Annotated in this window: 17 protein-coding genes; 6 read left to right on the forward strand and 11 right to left on the reverse strand. The window is 69.6% G+C overall.

The window, feature by feature from the left end; genetic code table 11:
• Window positions 1–56: 56 nt before the first annotated feature.
• Window positions 57–1,025 carry a D-2-hydroxyacid dehydrogenase family protein gene (locus IEZ19_RS14535; RefSeq protein WP_189311592.1) on the reverse strand — a complete coding sequence of 323 codons (969 nt, stop codon included), beginning with the start codon at window positions 1,023–1,025 and terminating at the stop codon, window positions 57–59.
• A 183-nt stretch (window positions 1,026–1,208) separates the two neighbouring features.
• Window positions 1,209–3,806: a hypothetical protein gene (locus IEZ19_RS50655; RefSeq protein WP_229840339.1), complete on the reverse strand. Its 2,598-nt coding sequence runs from the start codon at window positions 3,804–3,806 to the stop codon at window positions 1,209–1,211.
• Window positions 3,807–3,939: 133 nt separating this feature from the next.
• Between IEZ19_RS50655 and IEZ19_RS14545 the strand changes: the two genes are divergently transcribed.
• From IEZ19_RS14545 to IEZ19_RS53055, 4 genes are all read left to right on the forward strand, one after another.
• The gene (locus IEZ19_RS14545) at window positions 3,940–6,636 is read left to right on the forward strand and encodes a SpoIIE family protein phosphatase (RefSeq protein ID WP_189311593.1); all 2,697 of its coding nucleotides are present in this window, start codon (window positions 3,940–3,942) and stop codon (window positions 6,634–6,636) included.
• A 331-nt stretch (window positions 6,637–6,967) separates the two neighbouring features.
• Window positions 6,968–8,392, forward strand: coding sequence for a DUF2079 domain-containing protein (locus tag IEZ19_RS14550; RefSeq protein WP_189311594.1), 1,425 nt, complete (start codon window positions 6,968–6,970; stop codon window positions 8,390–8,392).
• Between the two features lie 66 nt (window positions 8,393–8,458).
• Entirely contained in the window at window positions 8,459–9,595 is a 1,137-nt protein-coding gene (locus tag IEZ19_RS14555) for a tetratricopeptide repeat-containing glycosyltransferase (RefSeq protein ID WP_189311595.1), read from the forward strand.
• Window positions 9,596–10,338: 743 nt separating this feature from the next.
• Complete coding sequence (locus IEZ19_RS53055) at window positions 10,339–11,496, forward strand: SH3 domain-containing protein (RefSeq protein WP_308428966.1); 1,158 nt, start codon at window positions 10,339–10,341, stop codon at window positions 11,494–11,496.
• A 143-nt stretch (window positions 11,497–11,639) separates the two neighbouring features.
• Here IEZ19_RS53055 and IEZ19_RS14565 read toward each other — a convergent pair whose 3' ends face one another.
• The 8 genes from IEZ19_RS14565 to IEZ19_RS14600 form a co-directional block, all read right to left on the reverse strand.
• Window positions 11,640–12,224, reverse strand: coding sequence for a vitamin K epoxide reductase family protein (locus IEZ19_RS14565; RefSeq protein WP_189311597.1), 585 nt, complete (start codon window positions 12,222–12,224; stop codon window positions 11,640–11,642).
• Window positions 12,224–12,721, reverse strand: coding sequence for a DUF5949 family protein (locus IEZ19_RS14570; RefSeq protein ID WP_189311598.1), 498 nt, complete (start codon window positions 12,719–12,721; stop codon window positions 12,224–12,226). The genes IEZ19_RS14565 and IEZ19_RS14570 overlap by 1 nt, the downstream gene beginning before the upstream one ends.
• A gap of 126 nt (window positions 12,722–12,847) precedes the next feature.
• Window positions 12,848–13,129: a hypothetical protein gene (locus IEZ19_RS14575; protein WP_189311599.1), complete on the reverse strand. Its 282-nt coding sequence runs from the start codon at window positions 13,127–13,129 to the stop codon at window positions 12,848–12,850.
• Window positions 13,130–13,329: 200 nt separating this feature from the next.
• Window positions 13,330–13,869 carry a hypothetical protein gene (locus IEZ19_RS14580; protein WP_189311600.1) on the reverse strand — a complete coding sequence of 180 codons (540 nt, stop codon included), beginning with the start codon at window positions 13,867–13,869 and terminating at the stop codon, window positions 13,330–13,332.
• A gap of 250 nt (window positions 13,870–14,119) precedes the next feature.
• The gene (locus tag IEZ19_RS14585; RefSeq protein WP_189311601.1) at window positions 14,120–14,359 is read right to left on the reverse strand and encodes a chaplin; all 240 of its coding nucleotides are present in this window, start codon (window positions 14,357–14,359) and stop codon (window positions 14,120–14,122) included.
• Window positions 14,360–14,627: 268 nt separating this feature from the next.
• A complete protein-coding gene (locus tag IEZ19_RS53060; RefSeq protein ID WP_229840340.1) occupies window positions 14,628–15,197 on the reverse strand; it encodes a chaplin in 570 nt (189 codons plus the stop codon).
• Between the two features lie 135 nt (window positions 15,198–15,332).
• Window positions 15,333–15,560: a chaplin gene (locus IEZ19_RS14595; RefSeq protein ID WP_189311602.1), complete on the reverse strand. Its 228-nt coding sequence runs from the start codon at window positions 15,558–15,560 to the stop codon at window positions 15,333–15,335.
• Between the two features lie 239 nt (window positions 15,561–15,799).
• Window positions 15,800–16,210: a rodlin gene (locus tag IEZ19_RS14600; protein WP_189311603.1), complete on the reverse strand. Its 411-nt coding sequence runs from the start codon at window positions 16,208–16,210 to the stop codon at window positions 15,800–15,802.
• Between the two features lie 200 nt (window positions 16,211–16,410).
• Between IEZ19_RS14600 and IEZ19_RS14605 the strand changes: the two genes are divergently transcribed.
• Both IEZ19_RS14605 and IEZ19_RS14610 read left to right on the forward strand, forming a co-directional pair.
• Entirely contained in the window at window positions 16,411–16,821 is a 411-nt protein-coding gene (locus tag IEZ19_RS14605; protein WP_189311604.1) for a rodlin, read from the forward strand.
• Between the two features lie 206 nt (window positions 16,822–17,027).
• Entirely contained in the window at window positions 17,028–17,435 is a 408-nt protein-coding gene (locus tag IEZ19_RS14610; protein ID WP_189311605.1) for a rodlin, read from the forward strand.
• 55 nt (window positions 17,436–17,490) lie between these two features.
• Here IEZ19_RS14610 and IEZ19_RS14615 read toward each other — a convergent pair whose 3' ends face one another.
• A complete protein-coding gene (locus IEZ19_RS14615; RefSeq protein WP_189311606.1) occupies window positions 17,491–19,410 on the reverse strand; it encodes an AMP-dependent synthetase/ligase in 1,920 nt (639 codons plus the stop codon).
• Window positions 19,411–19,474 lie beyond the last annotated feature (64 nt).

Here is a 19,474-nt window from a genome sequence, read left to right on the forward strand (position 1 = left end):
ATGCGGCCAACCCGCACCAACCCCCGAACCCCACCACCGGACCTAACAAAGCCCTACTAGTCCCCCTGACCGAGAACCCGGACCGGGGCACCGTCCAGGTAGGCCTGGATGTTCTCCACGGCTTGGCCGTAGTAGCGCTCGTAGTTGGCGCGGGACACATAGCCGAGGTGCGGGGTGGCGAGCAGGCGCGGTGCGGTGCGCATCGGGTGGTCGGCGGGCAGAGGTTCGACGTCGAAGACGTCGACACCGGCACCGGCGATGCGGCCCTCCTGCAGCGCGGCGAGCAGCGCGTCCTGGTCGACGATCGCGGCTCGCGAAGTGTTGATCAGGTACGCGGTCGGCTTCAGCAGGGCGAGTTCGGCGGCTCCCAGCAGGCCACGGGTGCGGTCACTCAGCGCGAGGTGCACGGACACGAAGTCGCTGCTCATGAGCAGCTCCTCCGTGGAGGGCGCCAGGCGTACGCCGACCTCGTCGGTGCGCTCCTTGGTGAGGTTCCGGCTCCAGGCGGTGACCTCCATGCCGAAGGCGAGCCCGACCTGTGCCACCCGGCTGCCGATCTTGCCCAGGCCGAGCAGCCCGAGCGTGCGGCCGTGCAGGTCCGCGCCGACGGTGGACTGCCAGCGACCACCGTCGCGCAGGGCGTTGCTCTCCTGGACGATGCCGCGGGCGAGGCCGAGGAGCAGGGCCCAGGTGAGCTCGACCGGCGGGGTGGCGGAACTCTGGGTCCCGCACACGGTGATGCCGTTGGCCTGCGCAGCCGCGTAGTCGATCACCGCGTTGCGCATGCCGGAGGCGACCAGCAGCTTCAGGCGGGGCAGCCGGTTCACCAGGGTGGCCGGGAACGGCACCCGTTCCCGCAGCGTGACCACACAGTCGAAGTCGGCGAGGGCGGCGACGAGGGCGTCCTCGCCGCCGAAGTGCTCGGTGAAGGAGACGACCCCCACACCGCCGCCCAGTGCCGACCAGTCGGCTGATGTGACCGCCACGTTCTGGAAGTCGTCGAGTACGGCGCAGCGGAATCGCATGTCATTCCTCCCGGGGATGCTCACTGTCGGGGCACGGGCGGGCGCCCGGCGGGGGTGTTGTCCTGTCGGGCGGCTTCCTCGGCAAAGCCCCGGTATTCGGAAAAGGCCGGCTCACGGACGTACGTGAACCGGCCTTTCGCGTGGCGACCCTCTCGGGTCCCCCCGCATTCGCCCTTCATTTTCTCAGCGGACGTCCACGAAGTCCCCGCCGGCGTTGGCCGCGGCCGTGGTGGACGTGCCGACGAAGCTGTAGCGCCAGTAGCCGTCCACGGACGCCGTGACCGTGGTCTTCAGATTTCCGGTGCTGTTCGTCGTGACCGTCTTCACGGTCGCGTACGTGGCCGCACCCTTTTTACGGAACTGGAGCTTGACCTTCTGGCCGGTGTAGCCGTGATAACCGCCCAACGTCTCCCAGTCCGCGCGGGCGAGCTTTCCGGTGATGGTGAGCGTCTTGCCCTTGGTCACCGGCTCGGGGGACGCGTTGGCCGTCAGGGTCGCGTCGCGCAGCAGGGACTGCGTGGCGGCGGCGTGCTGATCGACGTGTCCCGTGCCGTCCGCCGACTCGGCCCAGGCCGCGACCTTCCATGTGCCGGCGAAGGCGTTGCGGCCGAGGGTCTGACGCGGCTCGATGTACGCGAACCGGGCCTCACAGGTCGAGGTGGTCGCGTCGGCCTTGGTGCACATCGCCGGCCAGGGGCTGTGGAGAACCGCGTCGGGAGCGTCGTACGACCCCCGGTAGAGGTACATGTCGCCGCGCGCGATCCCGGACGGATCGGTCGCGGTGAACTTCGCCTCGAACTCCTGGAGCGGCTCGTCGGTGAGCTCCACCGGCTTGCCGCCGTGCACGACGAGGCTCGAGATGCGGGTCGCGCCCACCCGCTCGTCGCCCTGCGGCGCCGGCCCCGCGAAGGCCCGTCCGATGGTGCGGGTGAGGCTGCCGCCCTGGTCGTCGGCCGCGGTGACGCGCAGGGAGACGAAGGAGGCGGTGGCGGGGACGTCCAACGGGGCGGAACCGTCGGCGACGGACAGCTCGGTCCAGGTGGCGCCGTCGTCCGTCGAGTACGCCAGGCCCGTGATCCTCGTGTTGGCGTGGACCGCGTCCACGGCGCGGGTGGTGGCGCTCGCGTCGATCCGCACCGGACCGGCGGCCGCGCGGCCCCTCGCGTCGAGCCCCGAGACCTTCACCTGGGCGTCGATCAGCGGGAGCTCCTTGCCGCTGCCCGCGTAGCCCGAGCGGAACGTCCACTCGTTGTGCACGTCCGTCGACAGGCGGGCGTACGGGACATGGCGGTGGACGGTCTGCTCGAGGGTGTACGTCTGCGGAGCCGTCGGCACGCTCGACGACATCAGACCATGGGACGCGTCCAGGCCCGACGCCTGGGCGTAGGTGACGCCGTCGGCCCCGGTCAGCCGGTACGCGTACGTCGCCCGGAAGTCGTGGCCTGTGTGGCCCGCGGTGTCGCCGAAGGTGTGCGTCTCGGAGAGCGAGGCCTTGCCGTTGTACCACTGCGAGCCGAGCGACGAGCCGCGCACCGGCTGCAGCGGGGCCGCGCCCAGCACCTCGCCGGCGCCGGCGCCGGCGGGCAGGGTGCGGTCGGGCAGGATCAGGTTCACGTCAGTGGTGCCGTAGTCGAGGAACCGCCCGTACGTGACGCCGGGGGTGACGTACTCGGTGACGGAGCCGGCCACCGGCACCGGGCCGCCGATGTAGACGCCCGTCCACTCTCCGAAGTCGGGGACGCTCTCCAGGGTCGCGGTCGTACGGGTGCCGGGTGCGTCGACCCGGGTGACGGTCTTCGCCAGCGCGGACGTACGGACCGTCGCGACGGGCGAGGCGGGCACCGTGGTGGTGAAGCTGTGCGTGAGGTCGTAGCGGTAGGGGCTCGGCACGTTCGCCGAGGCCCCCTTCTTCCCCAGTACGTCGTGGACGCGCAGCGAGACGCCCTTCTGCGAGAACGGGGTGACGTACACCTTGCCGGAGCCCCCGCCGGCGAAGCCCGCCAGGTCACCGCCCGGGACGCTGAGCCACACTGCGGAGCCCTGCCGGGTGGCCGTGGTGTCGTCGGTGCGGATCGCGGTCTCCTTGGCCGCGCTCTGGTCGAAGCTGACGGTCATGGCGGCCGAACCGACCGTGAAGGCACGGGTGAGCAGATAGCTCGGCTGCTGCCAGTCCATGTGCAGCGCGACCGAGAAGTAGTCGCCCGGCGGCAGTTTCACGGTCGCCGTGGGGCCGAGGGCGTCGCTGTCGACCAGGTACGACGCCCAGGTCGAGCGGTTCCAGACGTAGAAGTACTTGCTCTGCACGGCGGCGTGCGTGATCGTCAGCTTCACCGCGTAGGTCGGCGTGGCGGCGCTCATCGTCGTGAGACCGCTGCTCAGGGTCTGTGTGCGGGTGTCTGCGGCGCCCGCCGAGGTCAGCGGGAGGCTCGCCGCCGTACGGTCCGCTGTGTGCGGCCCTGCCGGCCGCACGGTCACGATGCCGTTCGTGGTGGCGACGGCGTAGCGCGGCGCACGCGCCCCGGCGCCCTGGGGCTGCCGCGTGACATGGACGTCACGTCCGCCGACGAGTTCGACGCGCCCGTCGTCCCCCAGCCGGGCGCTCGGCGCCTCATGGTGTGCCGGGCCGGTCGCGGCGGAGACCGTCCCGACCGTGCCTCTCGCGGCCGGCTCGCCGTCCGCTGCCGTCGCGACGCCCGCGGCCTGCGCCGAGGCCGCCAACGCGACCGCGCACAGACCCACCTCGATCGATCTTCGGACACGGCTGTGCGAAAACCCGGACATCGGTCCCCCCTCTTGGCCCTACCCCTTGAAAATCACTCCCGGCCCATCCCTCGCAGGAGTCGATCGGCTCACTTTAGAGGGCCGGGCTCCGGGCCGACATCCTCCGATCAGCCATTGATGCTACAAAGGATGGATGGCGGGATTTTTCACCCGCTTCAGGCGCATATCTTCGCGATCGTTGTTCAGCAAGAGCCCCCTGAGCGTGGCCGGGCAGGTCCTCGTGCTGCAGGCGGTCCTGGTGCTACTCCTCGTCGCCTTCACCGTCTTCGCTCTTGTGCTCCAGGCCGAATGGGACACCAGCGCCGAGGCCAAACGGCGTTCGATCGCCGTGGCGCACACCTTCGCCCACTCTCCCGGCGTCGCCGCGGCGCTGCAGACGCCTGAACCCTCGAAGGTGCTCCAGCCCCTGACCGAGGCTGGGCGCAAGGCCGCCGGGGTCGACTTCATCGTGGTCATGAACACCGAGGGCATCCGCTACACCCACCCCGTCCCCAGCCGTATCGGCAAGCGCTTCGTCGGCAGGATCGAGCCGTCGCTGCACGGACAGGTCTACACCGAGAGCGTTCACGGCCCCCTCGGCCGCGAGGTGCAGGCGACCGTGCCCATCAAGGACGCGAACGGAAAGATCATCGCTCTCGTGTCCGCCGGGATGAAGGTCAAGAACGTCACGGGATGGGTGGTCCAGCAGCTGCCGATCATCCTGGGCACCGGTCTGGTCGTCCTCCTGATGGCCACCGGCGGAACCGCCCTCGTGGGCCGGCGGCTGCGGCGGCAGACCCACAGCCTGGCGCCGGACGATCTCTCCCGCATGTACGAGCACCACGACGCGGTGCTGCACGCCGTACGCGAGGGCGTCCTCATCGTCGGCGGCGACCGGCGACTGGTACTGGCGAACGACGAAGCCAGACGGCTGCTCGACCTGCCCAAGGACGCCGAGGACAGGCACGTGGGCGAGCTGGCCGGCCTCGACCCGGAGATCATGGCGGTGCTGGTGTCCGGCCGCGAGGCCACCGACGAGGTGATGTTCGCCGGGGAACGCCTGCTCGCGGTCAACCAGCGGCCCACGGACCGTGACGGGGGGCCGCAGGGCACCGTGATGACACTGCGGGACTCCACCGAGCTGCAGAAGGTCTCCGGCGGGGCCGAGCTGGCCCGCGAGCGGCTCAAGCTGCTCTACGACGCCGGGCTGGGCGTCGGCACCACCCTCGACGTCACCCGTACGGCCGACGAACTGGCCCGGGTGGCCGTACCCCGGTTCGCCGACTTCGTCACGGTGGATCTCGCCGACGCCGTGCTGCACGGCGAGGAACCGAGCCGCACGGCGACGGGCCTGCGCCGCATCGCCCTGCACGGGGTCGGCGCCGATCCCCCGCTCTACGAGAAGGGCCGCCTGATCGACTTTGCGTCGTCCACGCCCCAGGCGCGCGGCTACAGCACCGGCCGCCCGACGCTGGTGACCGACCTGTCGACGGACACCGGCTGGCGCGAGCAGGACCCGGCACTCACCCAGGCCGCCCTGGACCACGGCATCCACTCGTTGGTCGCCGTGCCGATCCGGGCCCGCGGCACCGTGCTGGGCATGGCCAACCTGTGGCGTTCCAAGGAGCACGCGCCGTTCGACGAGGAGGAGCTGTCGCTGGCGGAGGAGCTGGTGGCGCGGGCCGCCGTCAGCATCGACAACGCCCGCCGCTACACCCGCGAGCACGCCCTTGCGGTCACCCTCCAGCGCAGCCTGCTGCCGCGGGCCCTGCCCGAGCTGAGCGCCCTCGAGGTCGGCTACCGCTATCTGCCCGCCCAGTCCGGGGTCAGCGGCGACTGGTTCGACGTGATCCCGCTGCCCGGCAGCCGGGTGGCGCTGGCCGTCGGCGACGTGGTCGGCCACGGGCTGCATGCGGCCGCAACCATGGGCCGGCTGCGCACCGCTGTGGACAACTTCACCACGCTCGACCTGCCGCCGGACGAACTGCTGAGCCATCTCGACGATCTCGTGGCCCGCATCGACCAGGACGAGTCGCCCACCCGCGTCGTGGGCGCCACCTGCCTCTACGCGATCTACGATCCCGTGACGCGGAGCTGCGCCATGGCGCGCGCGGGTCATCTCGCGCCCGCGTTGGTCCACCCCGACGGCAGCGTCACCTTCTGCGACCTGCCCGCGGGTCCGCCGCTCGGCATCGGCGGCATGCCGTTCCAGACGGCGCACATGGACCTGGCGGAGGGCACCCAGCTCGTCCTGTACACCGACGGGCTCATCGAGGACCGCAGGCGCGATCTGGACGTGGGGATGGAACTGCTGGCCGCGGCGCTCGCGGGCCACCCCGACCGGTCGCCCGAGGAGAGCTGCCGGACCGTACTGGAGGAGCTGCTGCCGGAGCGGCCCAAGGACGACGTCGCCCTGCTCATCGCCCGCACCCGGCCGCTGCCGCCCGACCGGATCGCCGACTGGGACGTGCCCGCCGATCCGGCGGCCGTCTCCCGGTTGCGCGAGGCCGCGTCCGCGAAGCTCGACGAGTGGGGCCTGATCGAGCCGACCTTCAACATGGAACTCGTCCTGAGCGAACTCGTCACCAACGCCATCCGGCACGGCTGCGAACCGATCCATGTCCGGCTGATCCACGACCGCACCCTGATCTGCGAGGTCGCCGACGGCAGCAGCACCTCACCGCACCTGCGCTACGCCGCGACGACCGACGAGGGCGGCCGCGGCCTGTTCCTGGTGGCCCGGATGGCCGAACGCTGGGGCACCCGCTACACACCCCAGGGCAAGGTGATCTGGGCCGAACTGGCGCTGACGGAAAGCACCGGGCTGCCCGACTTCACGGAGCTGCTCTAGTCCTTCAGGCCGGCCGGGCGGCAAGCGGTCTTCGGCCGGCACTCGGCAATCGGAAAGAGCTCATTGTTCAATGATCTGAAATGCAGTATCTCGACACGCCGAATTCCGCCGTTCGATGGATTATCGCCGAACCTGCGTTTGGCCGAGGGCGCGGGGTCACGCATTGCTGGCATCTTGAGGGCTTCAGTCGGCATTCCGGGAGGTCCCCTTGCAAGCCCCGTCCACCAGCCTCAGCACGAGCCTCCCCGCACAACAATCAACCCTCGGCCAAAAAGCCGAGAGCGAATCGACGCGCAACAGCCGGTTCGACGGCGCATGGTGGGCCTGGGCCATGGCGGGGGCGCTTTTCTTCGTCTACGCGGCCTTGTCACTGCGCATCCATCACCGGATGCTCTCCAACAGCTATGACCTGGGGATCTTCGAACAGGTCGTCCGCTCGTACGCGGACGGGCATCTGCCCGTCTCCGAGTTGAAGGGGCCCGGCTACCCCATCCTGGGGGATCACTTCTCTCCCATCCTCGCTCTCGTCGCACCCTTCTACGCGCTGCACCGTTCAGCGGGAACCCTGCTCGTGGTGCAGGCCGCGCTGATCGCCCTGAGCGTGGTCCCGCTGACGCTCTGGGCGCGCCGATCCCTGGGTTCACTGGCCGGCGCGGTGATCGGTGCCTGCTACGGGCTCTCGTGGGGCATCGCGAGCGCCGTCGGCTTCGACTTCCACGAAGTCGCCTTCGCGGCTCCGCTGCTCGCGTTCTCCCTCACCGCCCTCGGCAGCGGTCGGCTGACCGCCGCCGCGTGGTGGGCGTTGCCGCTGCTGCTCGTGAAGGAGGATCTCGGGCTCACGGTCGCCGTGATCGGCCTGGTCATCGCCTGGCGCGGGCCCCGCAAGCTCGGATTCATGACCGCGGGGCTCGGTCTGGCCGGGACGCTGCTGGCCCTGCTGGTGATCCTGCCGGCCTTCAACCCGACCGGTTCGTTCGCCTATTGGTTCCTTGCTGACAACCCCGCGGGCAGTGCGAGCGCTTCGGGTGCGGGTGCCGGCACCGGATTCCTGGACCTGCTGTCCAGGAGCACGGTGGGTCTCGTCGTCCCGCAGACCAAGGTGTCGACTCTCGCGCTCATGCTGGCTCCGACCGTGTTCCTGGCCCTGCGGTCGCCCCTGCTGTGGGCCGCCCTCCCGACGCTCGCCTGGCGCTTCTTCTCCAACAATTACGTCCACTGGGGCACCGGCTACCACTACTCGCTGGTCCTGATGCCGATCGTCTTCGCCGCCTTCGTCGACGCCCTGGTCCAACGAGGCACGCGGCCCGCCGGCCTGAAGCGGTACCTCGCCGGAGCGGCCGCGGTCAGTCTGCTGATCCTGCCGAGCTTTCCGTTCTGGCAGCTCCTCAACCCAGGCACCTGGCGGGCGGATCCACGCGTCGCCGTCGCCCACAGCCTGATGACGAAGATCCCGGACGACGCCACGGTCCAGGCATCGACCTATCTGGTCCCGCAGCTCACCAACCGCACGAGCGTCAGCCTGTACGGCTACCCGGTCAGCCGTCCCAATCCTCAGTGGATCATGGTGGACACCTGGGTGTCGCCACGCTGGCGGTGGCCGCTCACGTACGAAACGGAGCACGCTCTGCTGACCCAGGCCCAGAGACAGGGCTACCGCACCGTGGCCGACCGTGACGGCTTCATCCTGCTGCACCGCACCTGGCCCCAGCGCGAACCGATCACCGGCGACCTGGACGCCTCCGAGCACAAGGGCTGATTTCGCCGTGGACACGTTCTGGTCAATGAGTCCGCACCGGAAAAGAGTTGAGAGCGTGGTGCTGCCATGAAGCCCTCCATCTGCCTGTGCATGATCGTCAAGAACGAGGCAGGCGTCATCGAGCGATGCCTTGCGTCCGTCCGTGATCTGGTGGACACCTGGGTGATCTCGGACACCGGATCGACCGACGGAACCCAGCAGTTGATCCGCCGTGCGCTCGACGGAATCCCGGGCGAACTCCACGAGGAACCCTGGGTCAATTTCGGGCACAACCGGACCCTGAACATCCAGCATGCCCGCGGCAGGGCCGACTATCTGCTGCTCCTCGACGCGGACCACGTCGTCAGACGGGACGGGCCTCTTCACCGGCTGACCGGCGACGCGTACATGCTCCGGCACGAAGGCGCCACCGAATACCGGATCAGGCGCCTGGTACGCGGTGACCTCCCGTGGCGATACGTGGGCGTCACCCACGAATACCTCACCGCCGACGGGAACGAGAATCAGGAGAACCTCGATGCGCTGGTCATCGAGGACCACGCGGACGGCGGCTCGCGGCACGACAAGTTCGAGCGCGACGCGCGCCTGCTCAGCGCCGAGATGGAACGCGAACCCAGCAACACCCGCACGGTCTTCTACCTGGCCCAGACCATGCGTGACATGGGCAACACCCCCGAGGCGATCAGACTGTACGAACGCCGCGCGGCGATGGGCGGCTGGGTGGAGGAGGTCTACTACTCCCTGCTCCAGGCCGGCATCCTGCACGCCGCGTCGGGTGACTGGCCGGCCGGGATGGACGCTCTGATCCGGGCCTGGGAGTCTCGTCCGCAACGGCTCGAAGCGTGTTACGAACTGGCCTCGCGGCTACGCGGCATGGGCCGGCACCACATGGCGCACGCGATCGTCGTCGCCGGCCTGGACAAGGAACAGCCGGACGACATCCTGTTCACCCAGCCATGGGTCTACCGCTGGGGCCTGCTGTCCGAGTTCTCGATCACGGCGTACTGGGTCGGCGACTTCAGGGGTTCGCTACGAGCGTGCGACCGCCTGCTCTCCATGCCCGACCTGCCCCCGGCCCACCGCAAACAGACCGTCGTCAACCGCGAGTTCGCCGTGCGCAAACTCGCCACGATCCCGGTGCCGGGCAACAACCTCAGGGGCGGCAAGGGCAAGCAGCGCCAGAAGGGCGCGCCATCCCGCTGACACGCTGACGGCCGAGGCCCTCACCGGCCCGTACGCCGTATCCGGAATCACCGCGGCCGCCCAGCCCGCCTCGAACAAGGGTCCCGCCGGGCGGCCGCGGTGCAGGCCGAGCATGGCAGGCAAGGGGGCCCGGTTCGCGGGTCTCCGGGCCGGACCGAGCCACAACAGCGCGCGGCGCCCTTTCAGCCACCTGCGATCAGCAGCGCCGCGCCGTCGGATACGACCCCCCGCGCCATCCGCACCCCGCTTCGAGGAATTCCGCGACTTTCACGGAATCGATTCCTCATGGCCGGCACCGACGAAATCCTGAAGAAATCCGCATTCGAGGTGCGCCGCCATGAGGCATCGAGACACTGCAGCACGGCGGCTATTAGCTGATTAATGCGGGCTTTCTGAGCGATATGCATGCCGCTTTCAGCCCATTTCATCGATTTTGCCTCGATTTGTAAGCGCCATATGCAGTTTGCTGCTCACAGCTCACTCACACATTTATGTCAAGAAAGGCATGGTGGGTTTTGGTGCATGGAGCTGTTAAGGCCGGCGGCGCCTCGTCGCTGGTTCTCGGGGCTGTGAGCCTTGGGCTGACCCTGGGCTTGTGCGGCCCGGCTGCGGCGCAAGTGCAGTCCGCCCGGGGTCAGGCCGCCAACTCGCACGCAGGTCAGATCGCTCTGCGGGCCGGGGCGAAAACGAATCACAAGGAGCTTCGGGCGGCGGTCACGGGGACCGTCACCTCGCAGATCGGCGTGAACATCCGCCAGTCGCCGACGACGAACTCGCCGTCACTGGGCTCGTTCCCCTTCGGCGCCCAGATCTCTCTCCTGTGCCAGGAGCAGGGACAGACCGTCGACGGGAACCCCTGGTGGTACCAGCTCGCCGACCAACCCGGGTGGGTGACCGCGCGCTATGTCAGCGCGGCCGGCGTGCCGTTGTGCGATCCGGTCGGGCCCACGGGCCCGACCGGACCCACCGGCGCCACCGGCGCCACCGGCCCGCAGGGTCTCAACGGACTCAACGGACTCAACGGCAACACCGGCCCGACCGGACCGCAGGGTCTCAACGGACTCAACGGCAACACCGGCCCGACCGGACCGCAGGGTCTGAACGGACTCAATGGACTCAACGGCGCCACCGGCCCGACCGGGCCCTTGGGCCACACTGGCCCCACGGGCCAGAACGGCCAGAACGGCCAGAACGGTCTCAACGGTGCTACCGGTCCCACTGGTCCCGCAGGGCTCAACGGACTCAATGGCAACACCGGCCCGAGCGGACCCACCGGCGGCCTCGGCCCGACCGGACCCACCGGCCCGCAGGGCCTTAACGGACTCAACGGCATCAACGGCATCGACGGCGCCACCGGACCCACCGGACCCACCGGCGCCACCGGCGTCACCGGCCCGACCGGGGCTGCCGGCCTCAACGGCCTCAACGGTGTCGACGGCGCCACCGGACCCACCGGACCGCAGGGCCTCAACGGACTCAATGGCATCAACGGCATCGATGGCACCACCGGACCCACCGGACCCACCGGCCCGACCGGGGCTACCGGCCTCAACGGCCTCAACGGTGTCGACGGCGCCACCGGACCCACCGGACCGCAGGGCCTCAACGGACTCAACGGCATCAACGGCATCGACGGCGCCACAGGCCCGACCGGCCCCACCGGCCCCGGCGCGCAGGTCCTGAGCTCAACCGTCCAAACCCTGGCCGCCGGCGACAGTGGCACGTTCAGCGGTCCCACGTGCCCCACCCCGAGCACGGCCGTCTGGGGCGGTGTGACCCAGACCGGGGGTACGGGGCCGCTCAATGTCCAGTCGGGCACCGGGGGTGCCGCGTGGACAGTCACCGTCGTCAACGGCGGCGCTGACATCGCGTCCTTCACCGTCCAGTCGGTCTGCCAGTAGCCGGCCGAATCCCACGAAGTCCGCTCCGGTTACAGGCTTCCCCCTGTGACCGGGTGGTCTCCCGGCCGGTTCGGGCCGCCCACCTGACAGGTGGGCGGCCCGAACCGTTTTCCCCATGCCCGATGTCCCGATGGCGGAATCCGTCAGCTCGTCCAGAAGTCCCACCACCGCGTCAGAACCAGCAGTCCGACGACTGCGATGTGCAGCAGGGCCAGCACCCAGGTGAATTCGTCGAAGAAAACTCTCAGCGGGCGCGGCGCCGGCAGGAACATGTTCCGTACGTTGAACGAGATCACGTACCAGAACAGGAGGATCGTGGCGGCCCACGCCAGAGCGCACCACAGGCACAGCGCGTTGATCCTGTAGAGCGACTCGAACTGCAGCCACGACACGAAGCCGATCCCGAACAGGCACCCGGCGTTGAAGGTCAGCCAGTACCAGCGGGGGAACACCGTGCCGGCCAGCAGACTCACGCCGACGCAGATCACGATGCCGTAGGCCACCAGGCCCAGCATCGGGTTGGGGAACCCGAAGACCGAAGCCTGGGCACTCTTCATCACACTGCCGCAGGACACCACCGGGTTCAGGCTGCAGCCGGGCGTGAAGTTCGGGTTCTGAAGCAGCTTGAACTTGTCGATGGTGATGACCCAGGAGGCGAGCAGCCCGCCCGCCCCCGTGAGTACGAGGAGCAGGGCGAAGCTCCGGCCCGCGCCCGCGGTTCTCGCCATCAGCCGCGCAGGCTCCGGGCCGGCAGGACGACGTGCGCCGCCTTCCTCAGCGTCTCGTCGGCGCCCGCGAACGCGGCCAGCGACTCGGGGGCCAGGGGCCTGCCCGGAGCGGCTTCCGGCCAGGGGCGGGTGGTGAACACGAGATAGACGAAGCCTCGTTGGGCGACCGCCGCCAGCCACTCCGGCGGAGCGGTGCACTGGGCAGTGAGCGGCGGCATCGTGACGACCGCCTGCCCGGCCTGGACCAGCAGGCTGACCGGCAGGCCGGGCTTCGCGACACCGTCGAGGAGGTCGCCGCCCACAGGCAGGCGGTTGCTCTCCAGCAACTGCCGTACGGCGGCGGAGGATGCCTCGAGGCCGCCCGCGCCGTCCCCCAGGGTGTAGGCGAGCAGATAGGGCATATCACCGTCGGGCGCCTCGCCGCTCCAGGCGAGTACGACGAGCGTGCCCAGGTCGGCGAGGCGCGGCGGGCGGGTTTCGCTTGAGGTTGAGGTCACCGCGCGACCCTACGACGCCCCCGAGAACGGCTCGGTGTCTTCTCACCCGGGTGGACGATGCCCCGAGTGCTCTCCACACGAACGAGGGACGCCTCTCGACGCCCCTCGGACGACGTCCCGGGAAGGTCAGCTCTGCAACGGAAGACCGCCCAGCAACGGGTTGTGCTGGTTCAGTGCACCGGTCACGCCTTTGACGGTGTTGAGCACCGAGTCCTTGTTCTCCGTGTCGAGCGCGCTCGACTGGTGCCGCAGCGGCATCACGTCGATGGGGCCCTGGGTGAGCGTGTTGACGGCGCCGTTGAGGCTGGTGGGCGTCACGTCGGCGGCGCCGTAGGCGAACGCGGGTGCGGCGGCACCGGTGATGGCCATGGTTCCGGCAACGACCGCGGCAGCCTTCAGGGACTTCATCGTCTTCCTTTCCTCGGCAACTCATGTCTCTTCAGGTATTTCTGACGCCGTGCTCAACGATGCCCGGTCGGAACGGAAACCCCGGGGTGGGGAAGTTTCCGCACCCCGGGGGGGTCGTCATCCGATCGGAAAGGAAGACAGCCGTTGCGCCGGAACGGAGATTCCGGCGCAACGGCTGTGGGACCGCTTCCCGTGATGTCCTACGTCGTCGGCACTGGCAGGCCGGGAAGATCGGGCGCGGGCAGGCCGCCGGCGAGCAGGACGGCGGCGACATGGTTGACGAGGGCCGTCACCACGCCGGTGACCGCGGTGGCCACCCTGCCGGCGTCCCCGGAGATGACGGCATCGCGGAGGGTGTCCAGCGACTTCTGCAGCGCGGCGACGGCGTCGCTCACGGTGTCCTTGGCCCGCGGGTCGGCGATGTCCTTGGGGGTCGCGTCGGCGATGGCCTGCTTCACGGCATTGATGAGCTGGGTCGCCTCGGTGGTGGAGAGCTGGCCGTTGTCGGCCTTGAGCACGGTGTTGAGCACGCCGGTGACCGGGGTGACCACGCCGCCGAGGTTGCCGAGGCTCTTGATCTGCGCCAGGAGCGCGTCCGCACCGGGGACGGGTGCCTGGGACACCGCGTGGCTGCGCTGCCGGGCGGAGTCGGCCGCCATGGCGACCGGTCCGGTGATGCCCGCGAGGAGGGCAGCGCACAGTGCGGTGGACGCTATGCGCCCTGCGAACAGACCTCGCATGGGAGTTCCTTTCGGTGGCACGTCGGATCTTGTGACCACCGTTCAATCGATCACCACCGTCTGCAACCGATCATGAGCACTGCATCACCAGCCGCCCCTGCATCGTTCCTGGTGGGGCGCTTGTCCGGGCCGGCCCGCTGATCCGGTGCCCCGCCCGCCCATTCGGGGCGCCGCAGGTGCGCCACGGGACGAACGAACCGGCCGCCCTCCCGTGCGGGAGGGCGGCCGGCCGATGGAGTGCGAGGCGACGTCAGGTGTTGGCGCAGGTGTTGCCGAACGCCGGGTTCAGCAGACCGACGACGTTGACGGTGTTGCCGCAGGCGTTGACCGGCACGTGAACAGGGACCTGGATCACATTGCCCGACAGGACGCCCGGGGAGTTGCTGGCGGCGCCGTTCGCGCCACTGTCGGCGGCGGCAAGGCCGGCGGCGCCGGCGACAGCCGCAGCGGCGACGGAGGTAAGGACCAGGCCCTTCGCGATACGCGACATGGAGAGGTACTCCTTGGGGGTTGACACAAACATCTGGGCGGATGCCCGACGCTGTGTCAACGCGCTGCCTCGGCGAAGGTTGTGCCGCCAGAGGAGTGATCTGTCGATGAACCGGCCTGTGTGGATGCCGGCGGGACGGAGTGGGGCGATGCCCCGATACGTCGCTGACGGTCTGCCATGTGGACTGCTCACACATGGCAGACACATCGGGGTTGCTACGACCGGCCTGCTGCGGGTGCCGGGCACTGGGGTGACCGGCACCGGCCGATCACCTGCGGTACGCGGCGCGGCCTCGCCGGTAGAGGATCAGCCCTCCCACCATGAGCGCGGCGCTGAGGCCGGAGGTCGCCAGCATGGTCCCACTACCGGTTTCCGCCAGGGCAGCGCGGGATGCGCCACCCATGGGTGTGGCATCCAGCTGACGCGCCCGGTAGGTGGAGGAGTCGTCCTGCCGCTCCTGGGAGGCCGTGCCGCGCTGCGGTTGTTCGGCGGGGGAGGGCAGCCGGGGAGCCGGGGTGCGCGCGACGGGCGGCGCGGCCGGCAGGGGCGTCTGCGGGGTGCCGGTGCCGGTGTCGCTGGAACCAGGTTGCCTCGGGACCACCGGGGTGACCTGTCCCCCCGAATTCCCCTGGTTGCCACAGGAGTTGCCGAACGCCGGGTTCAGCAGACCGACGACGTCGACCGAATTGCCGCAGGCGTTGACCGGTACATGGACCGGCACCTCCACGGTGTTGCCCGAGAGCACGCCGGGCGAGTCCGAAGTGGCGCCGCCTGCGAGCGAGTCGGCGAAGGCGGGCATGTTGTGCAGGGACAGAATGCTCGTCGCGGCGGCTGCCACGACCACTCCCCTGCTCAGGGTCTGTCGCAATCTCGTTGTCTTCCTGGTCGAGAACTGGAAAAGGCCGGCCTTGGAACGCAACGGGAGGTGTCCAAGGCCGGCCGTGACGCAGCCGACTGCCGGCGCGTCACGTCGTCACTGGTTGCTGCACGCGTTGCCGAACGCGGGGTTCAGCAGAGCGATCACGTTGACGGTGTTGCCGCACACGTTCACCGGGATGTGCACGGGGACCTGGACGACGTTGCCGGAGAGGACGCCCGGGGAGGCGTCGGCGGAACCGGTGGCGCCTGCGTCGGCGAAGGCCGGACCGGCCACGCCCAGGGCCATGATCGCGCCGGCGACGACTGCAGCGCTCTTCTTCATGAAGTTTCCCTTCTCTCCAGTCATGCCTGTGTGGCGGCTGAAACCGAGCGAGCACAGCTTGAACGACTCGCACCATGACCGGCAGTTCTAAAACGAGGAATAGACACTGGGGGAAACTGTGGAACGTGAGCCACAGCGGAATTCACCCGAATGCCCGTCGCATAAGATGAAACGGCTCGCCCACCCGGGCCGCCGCGGACCGAGGCCCGAAACGGCCCGGGCGCCGGGCGCGCGACGGCTCAGTTGTTGCCGGTCCCGTTGGCCGACAGGACCGGGATGTCCTCCACGAGGTGCGACAGCGGCTCGTCGCCCTTGGCCTGGGTCGAGTTCTCGACGCACTGCTGGTTCTGCGGTGCGGACAGGACCGGGATGTCCTGGACCGAGACCGGCACGACACCGACGAGCGAACCGGCGTTGGCCTTGGCCGGCAGGCCCACGCAGAGCTTGTTCAGCGACCCCTGGACCAGCGAGAGCTGCGGACTCAGGTTGCCCGTGGTCGCCGAGTTGGCGAACGTCTGCGAGGCGCCGGTGCCGCTCGTGGAGGTCGTGCCGGTGTCGTCGCCGATCGCCAGCGCCTGCGGTGCGGCGACGGCCGCCGCACCGACCACGGCCGCGGCGACCGCCGCCACGGACATTGCCTTCTTCAGCATTTCGCTTTCCTTTCCTGCAGAGACACGCATTCCTGCTCCGGCATCAACCACAGGCAGGCATCCTGGTTTCGGCGATTCACCCGGTCGGGCTGTTCCCTTTCCGGCGTAAGCCAACGGAGTGAACCGGCGGAACCAACAGAACCCGGGGCAGTTGACCAGAGCGCTCCGGTGGACGGGGTAATTCCAGAAGGGAACAGCAAGTGATCAAGAAGGTTCTGGCCACCGCCGCGGTCGCCGCTTCCGTCGTGGGCGCCTCGGCCGCCGCCGCCCCCACGGCACTGGCCATCGGCAATGACACCGGCACCACGTCCGCCAGCGGCAACGACTCGGCGCAGTCGTTCGGCAACTCCGCCACGTACGGCAGCATGAGCCCCCAGATGGCGCTCATCCAGGGCTCGCTCAACAAGCCCTGCATCGGTCTGCCCGCCAAGGCCAACCTGGGCTCGCTCGTCGGTGTCGTGCCGGTCTCGGTCCAGGACATCCCGGTCCTGTCCGCACCGCAGAACCAGCAGTGCGTCGAGAACTCGACCCAGGCCAAGGGCGACGAGCCGCTGTCGCACATCCTGGACGACTTCCCGGTCCTGTCGGGCAACGGCACCAACAACAGCTGAGCGCCAGGCGCATCGCCACGACGGGTCACCGGATCACTGGTGACCCGCCGTTCACGTGCCTCGCGTGACGCCTGCAGCGGGGATGTTCATCGCATCGTGCGAGCGCACTGCCCCAAAACGGGGCACAACCCGCAACCCGGCCCGAGGCGCCACGTTGACGATCATGCAACTCCTTGCTGGAGTCCGCTTTTCGAAAGGGAATGAACATGAAGAAGCTGTGGGCAACCGCGGCTATCGCGGCTTCGGTCGCGGGCATCACCGCTACGGCCGCCCCCCAGGCGCTCGCCATCGGCGACGACACCGGTACGACCTCCGCGAGCGGCACCGGCGCCTCGCAGGAATTCGGCAACTCGGCGACGTTCGGCGACATGAGTCCGCAGCTCTCGCTGGTTCAGGGCTCCCTGAACAAGCCCTGCCTGGGGCTGCCCGCCAAGGTCAACGCCGGTTCGCTCGTCGGTGTCGTGCCGGTCTCGGTCCAGGACATCCCGGTCCTGTCCGCACCGCAGAACCAGCAGTGCGTCGAGAACTCGACCCAGGCCAAGGGCGACGAGCCGCTGTCGCACATCCTGGACGACATCTCGGCCCTGTCCGGCAACGGCACCGGCAACAACTGAGCATCGCCCCGCCGCGGCGGGTCACCGGATTCTCCGGTGACCCGCCGTTCGCGTGTCACTTCCGGTACAGGGCCTCGATCTGCTCCGCGTACGCCGCCGTGACCGCGTGCCGCTTGACCTTCAGGGAGGGTGTCAGCAGCCCGTTTTCCTCGGTGAACTCACCGTCGACGAGGGTGAATTCACGGATCGACTCGGCACGCGAGACGGCCTGGTTGGCGTACTCGACGGCCTTGCGCACCTCGGCGCGCAGCTCGTCGTCGCGCACCAGCTCGGACATCGGGGTGTCCGCGGGCCGCTTGCGCACGGACAGCCAGTGCGCGACCGCCTCCGGGTCGAGCGTGACGAGGGCGGCGACGAAGGGACGGTTGTCGCCGACGACGATGCACTGGCCGACGGGCGGACGGCCGCGCAGCCGGTCCTCCAGGACCGCCGGGGAGACGTTCTTGCCGCCGGAGGTGACGAGGATGTCCTTCTTGCGGCCCGTGATGGTGAGGTAGCCGTCGTCGTCGAGGGAGCCGAGGTCGCCGGTGGCGAACCAGTCCTCGGTGAGGACCGCGTCCGTGGCCGCCGGGTTGTTCCAGTACGAGCCGAAGACGAGCTCGCCCTTGATCAGCACCTCGCCGTCGTCGGCGATGCGGATCGCCGCGCCGGGCACCGGCCGGCCGACGGTGCCGGGGCGGGGCTGCAGCGGCGGCACGATGGTGGCGGCGGCCGTCGTCTCGGTCAGGCCGTAGCCCTCGTAGACGATGATTCCGGCCGCGTAGAAGAAGAGGTTGAGGTTGCGGTCGAGCGGGGAGCCGCCGCTGATGGCGTACCGCATGCGGCCGCCGAGTTCCTTGCGGATCCGGCGGTAGACCAGCAGGTCGTACAGGGCCCAGGCGGCGTACAGGCCGAGGCCGGGTCCTTTGCCGGTGCCCTGGAACTTGTTCAGGTACGCCTCGCCGAAGCTGACGGCGATGCGGTCGGCGCGGTCGAAGGAGGCGCCGCGGCCGATCTTCTCGGCGGTGGCGCGGCCGGTGTCGTGGATCTTCTCGAAGAGATACGGCACACCGACCAGGAACGTGGGGCGGAACTCCCGTAGCGCCGAGCGGAGTTCGTCGGGCTTGATGCTCGGGAAGTGGCCGATCTCGATGCGCGCCATGAGGCAGGCGATCTGCAGGGCGCGGCCCAGGATGTGGGCGAGCGGCAGGAACAGCAGGGTGGACGCGGTCCGGCCGGTGACCTCCGTGAAGACGGGGAGCAGCAGCTGGACCGTGTTGGCCGCCTCGGCGTGCAGGTTGGCGTGGGTGAGGACGCAGCCCTTGGGCCGGCCGGTGGTGCCGGAGGTGTAGCAGAGGGTGGCGACGGTGTCGGGGGTCAGGGCGGCGCGACGCTTGGCGACCTCCTCGTCGGGGACGTCCTTGCCGAGGGTCGTGAGGTCGGCGAGCGCGTCCTCGTCGATGGCCCACACACGGGGCGGTTCGGGGTGGCCGGCGGTGCCCGTGCCGACCGTCGCGGTGTTGCCGGCGGTCTCGGTGACGACGTACCGGGTGCCGGAGTCGCGGACGATCCACTCGACCTGCTCGGCGGAGGAGGTGGCGTAGATCGGCACGGTCTGGCCGCCGGCCGCCCAGATCGCGAAGTCCAGGACCGTCCACTCGTAGCGGGTGCGGGACATCACCGCGACGCGGCCGCCCGGTTCGAGGCCGGCCGCGATCAGGCCCTTGGCGGCGTCCGTGACGTCACGGGCGAAGGCGGCCGCCGTGACCGGGCGCCAGCCGTCGGGCGCGCGGCGGCGCAGGATCACGGCGTCGGGCGCCTCGGCCGCGTTGGTGAAGGGCAGGTCGGCGGTGGAGCCGCTGGTCGCGCGCGTCACGAGGGCCGGGCTGCGGGCCTCGCGCACGACACCGTGCTCGTCCCTGACGGTCTCCACCTGCGTACGGGTGGCCAGGTCGGTGCGCTTCCTGGCCCGCTTCAGATCCTTGCGTACGCCCATGACGGCTCCCGGTCGCGGCCTCGGAATCACTCAGGGGACTTACTCGGAAGTCAACTTACTCATG

It is taken from the genome of Streptomyces brasiliensis (assembly GCF_014647875.1).
GTDB classification, from domain to species: domain Bacteria; phylum Actinomycetota; class Actinomycetes; order Streptomycetales; family Streptomycetaceae; genus Streptomyces; species Streptomyces brasiliensis.

Bases quoted from the DNA above. Each gene is read 5' to 3' on its own strand.
- IEZ19_RS14535 (WP_189311592.1), bottom strand. From the start codon at position 1,025: ATGCGATTCCGCTGCGCCGTACTCGACGACTTCCAGAACGTGGCGGTC.
- IEZ19_RS50655 (WP_229840339.1), bottom strand. From the start codon at position 3,806: ATGTCCGGGTTTTCGCACAGCCGTGTCCGAAGATCGATCGAGGTGGGT.
- IEZ19_RS14545 (WP_189311593.1), top strand. From the start codon at position 3,940: ATGGCGGGATTTTTCACCCGCTTCAGGCGCATATCTTCGCGATCGTTG.
- IEZ19_RS14550 (WP_189311594.1), top strand. From the start codon at position 6,968: ATGGCGGGGGCGCTTTTCTTCGTCTACGCGGCCTTGTCACTGCGCATC.
- IEZ19_RS14555 (WP_189311595.1), top strand. From the start codon at position 8,459: ATGAAGCCCTCCATCTGCCTGTGCATGATCGTCAAGAACGAGGCAGGC.
- IEZ19_RS14565 (WP_189311597.1), bottom strand. From the start codon at position 12,224: ATGGCGAGAACCGCGGGCGCGGGCCGGAGCTTCGCCCTGCTCCTCGTA.
- IEZ19_RS14575 (WP_189311599.1), bottom strand. From the start codon at position 13,129: ATGAAGTCCCTGAAGGCTGCCGCGGTCGTTGCCGGAACCATGGCCATC.
- IEZ19_RS14580 (WP_189311600.1), bottom strand. From the start codon at position 13,869: ATGCGAGGTCTGTTCGCAGGGCGCATAGCGTCCACCGCACTGTGCGCT.
- IEZ19_RS14585 (WP_189311601.1), bottom strand. From the start codon at position 14,359: ATGTCGCGTATCGCGAAGGGCCTGGTCCTTACCTCCGTCGCCGCTGCG.
- IEZ19_RS14595 (WP_189311602.1), bottom strand. From the start codon at position 15,560: ATGAAGAAGAGCGCTGCAGTCGTCGCCGGCGCGATCATGGCCCTGGGC.
- IEZ19_RS14600 (WP_189311603.1), bottom strand. From the start codon at position 16,210: ATGCTGAAGAAGGCAATGTCCGTGGCGGCGGTCGCCGCGGCCGTGGTC.
- IEZ19_RS14610 (WP_189311605.1), top strand. From the start codon at position 17,028: ATGAAGAAGCTGTGGGCAACCGCGGCTATCGCGGCTTCGGTCGCGGGC.
- IEZ19_RS14615 (WP_189311606.1), bottom strand. From the start codon at position 19,410: ATGGGCGTACGCAAGGATCTGAAGCGGGCCAGGAAGCGCACCGACCTG.